The sequence below is a fragment of the Pseudomonas khavaziana genome, from assembly GCF_019145205.1.
GTDB lineage: Bacteria > Pseudomonadota > Gammaproteobacteria > Pseudomonadales > Pseudomonadaceae > Aquipseudomonas > Aquipseudomonas khavaziana.
Genome location: NZ_JAHSTT010000032.1, coordinates 1 through 2,698 on the forward strand (window position 1 = coordinate 1; position 2,698 = coordinate 2,698).

2 protein-coding genes and 3 pseudogenes are annotated in these 2,698 nt (G+C 53.9%); 1 reads left to right on the plus strand and 4 read right to left on the minus strand.

Annotated features, from left to right (window positions below):
* Positions 1 to 129: pseudogene (locus KVH01_RS30280) on the minus strand (IS5/IS1182 family transposase); the annotation flags it as partial.
* 207 nt (positions 130 to 336) lie between these two features.
* Positions 337 to 1,157: pseudogene (locus KVH01_RS29340) on the minus strand (IS5 family transposase); the annotation flags it as partial.
* 139 nt (positions 1,158 to 1,296) lie between these two features.
* Between KVH01_RS29340 and KVH01_RS30790 the strand changes: the two are divergent.
* Entirely contained in the window at positions 1,297 to 1,443 is a 147-nt protein-coding gene (locus KVH01_RS30790) for a DUF6538 domain-containing protein (RefSeq protein WP_404822123.1), read from the plus strand.
* Here KVH01_RS30790 and KVH01_RS29345 read toward each other — a convergent pair.
* Both KVH01_RS29345 and tnpB read right to left on the minus strand, forming a co-directional pair.
* Positions 1,417 to 2,130, minus strand: a pseudogene (locus KVH01_RS29345) (transposase); the annotation flags it as partial. The gene KVH01_RS30790 and the pseudogene KVH01_RS29345 overlap by 27 nt on opposite strands.
* Positions 2,131 to 2,148: 18 nt before the next feature.
* Entirely contained in the window at positions 2,149 to 2,508 is a 360-nt protein-coding gene (gene tnpB / locus KVH01_RS29350; protein ID WP_225924435.1) for an IS66 family insertion sequence element accessory protein TnpB, read from the minus strand.
* Positions 2,509 to 2,698: the final 190 nt, after the last annotated feature.

The following is a 2,698-nucleotide window of genomic DNA, read 5'->3' on the forward strand; positions in this document are numbered from 1 at the left end:
AGGTAGAACGGCTCGATCAAGCCCAGTAGTCCAGGGCACGACCTGATCCATCTCGGCGAGGAAGCGTTCGCGGCGTGTCTGCTTGCGCTTGCCGGCATATTCGAAATCGGAAAAGCTCATCTGGCTCATGGGCGGCTCGGGTCAAGTGGTCAGGCGTATTTCATCCATCTTGGGACTTGTTCGGAGATTCCTTAGGGATAGTCTGAAGTAGGCCGCTATTTTTCGACTGCTGAGCCATAGGTGCTTTCAAAAACGGCAGCCGTTCCAAATCGACCAAGTCTGCCGCATTTTCCATCCATTTTTGCCGCTGCACGCTCCTCGCAGCAGCTATTTTCCTCATTGCGGACGCACCTCTCCTGCGCTGGAGAGCAAATATCGACGCGCCATCCAAAGGTTCGACAGAGCGAAAAGCGTCACCTCCTGAGCAGTGTTTTTCACCAAGCCTCGTAACCGCACTTTCGTATAACCAAACTGAAGCTTGATCACTCGAAATGGATGCTCGATCTTGGAACGAACCTGGGCCTTGGCTTTCTCGATCTTGCGCATCGCCTCGTACAGCGTGCTGCTTGTACCATGTTTTTTGTAGATGCTGAGCCGGGCTGCAATCTGCCAGATGACTTTGCGTCCCGCATGCTCTTCGCTCTTTTCGACACTGGTATAGCCCGCATCTGCGTAGACCACGTTCTCGATGCCGTGTAGCAGTTTGTCAACTGGGGTTACATCCGCGACGTTAGCCGCAGTGACCACCTCGCTGTGCAACAGCCCTGACTCATAGTCGACACCAATGTGAGCTTTGGCACCGAAGTAATACTGGTTACCTTTCTTGGTTTGATGCATCTCAGGGTCGCGTTTGCCGTCCTTGTTCTTGGTCGAGCTGGGTGCATGAATCAGAATGGCATCGACGATGGTGCCTTGTCTCAGCGACAAGCCACGGTCGCCCAGATAGCCATAGATCACGCCGAGAATACCAGTGCCAACTCATGCTTTTTCAGGAGACGACGGAAGTTGAGGATGGTAGTTTCATCTGGGATCCGCTCCATGCCCAGATCGGAAAACTGGCGCAAGATCGTTGTCTCGTACAGCGCTTCTTCCATCGAAGGATCGCCGTAACCGAGCCAGTTCTGCATGAGATGAACCCGCAGCATCGCCATCAAAGGAGACTTTCCACAGAAGCAACAAAAAGCTGGTAAATCCGGGCTTTTAAGGGCTAAAGCCGTGGATTTGCTATAAAATACTGCTACAAAATGGTGAAGAAACATGTAGCCTTACAGGCTTGAATATCCTGGAAGGGTTCTTATGGCAAGCGACAACCTTGTCCTTCGTGGTGGCACGTGGCACGCTCGAATGGTCATCCCGTCTGACATTCGTCACCTCTTTAATCGGCGCGAGTTTACGGCCTCGCTTAAAACTGGACCGACTGGCCAAGAGGCTGTCGCGCATTAAATTCAGCAACGGCTGAAAGTGCTCACCGCATTGGATAACCCAGCGAGCCAGGGTCTGACGTGGAATATCGATGCCATGGCGGCCCAGTACTTTTTCAAAGCGGTGGAGCGGCAAACCGTCCACGTATTTGGTGGTCAGCAGCATCGCCAGAACACTTGCGCTAGCCATGCTTTTTTCAATCAGTTGAGCCGGCTTGTCCGCAGTGACCGGGGCCGTCTCGCAGTCGCGGCAACCGTAAACTTTACGAACGTGTTTGATCACTCGGATCTGCATCGGTACGATTTCAAGCTGCTCGCTGACTTCCTTGCCAATGACGTGTTTGCGGCAGCCGCAGGCACACGTCAGTTCATGCTCGGGAAGTTCGTGGATGACTTCGATACGTGGCAGGTCGGCAGGCAGCGGCTTGCGTTTGCCGCGACGCTTGGCCGGAGCGACAACCTCTTCTTCAACGCCTTCGCCGACAGGCTCGGCGATGCTTTCCGCCTAGTTGAAAAGGGCTAGCTGAGGCGTTGCCAGATCGGGTGTCTGCTCGGATTTACGTCCGAACAGGCGCTGGTGCAGCAGCGCGTTTTCTTCTTCATGATGAACGATGCGGCCCCTGTTAGACTCGCGCTCAATCAACATCTGCTCTAGCAATTGCTTGAGCAGCGCAGGGTCGTCAGGAAGGTCTTTGGGCATCGAAATCATGCCCTGGATTATACCGAATCAGGCCACGAATCGTGGCGTCAAAACCTGATGGGGACGGTTACGCCAGAGGTCAAAACCATCAAGCATCCAGTTGAGTTCCTGAACGGTCAGGACTATCGCCTCGTTGCCGGCATCGGGCGATGTTTTGAACCGCTCAGACTCCAGCCGTTTGAGCCATAGACAGAAGCCGTTGCGCTCCCAATATAAAATCTTCACTCGGTTGCGGGGTTTGTTGAGGAAGACGAAAAGCACGGGGTCAAAAACCGCGACCTTAATGTCCAACTCGACCAGCGCAGCCAGGCCGTCGATGGATTTCCGGAAGTCGACAGGTTTGGGATACAGATACACTTTTTCGACTTTTGCATCGGGTCGCATCATGGCGGACGGGCTCCAGAAAGAAATCGGGAGCACAGCATCCGGGATCAGCTAAGCGCTTTGAATGTGGGGTTCATGGAGCGCTTAGTGCGCCAGCCAAGCTGGCAGTTGATAAAGGGTGAAAGTCCCTACGAGAGAAGTTATGGCGAAACACCTCGACCCCGAGTCATGCGTTGTGCACCGTGAGGTGTAC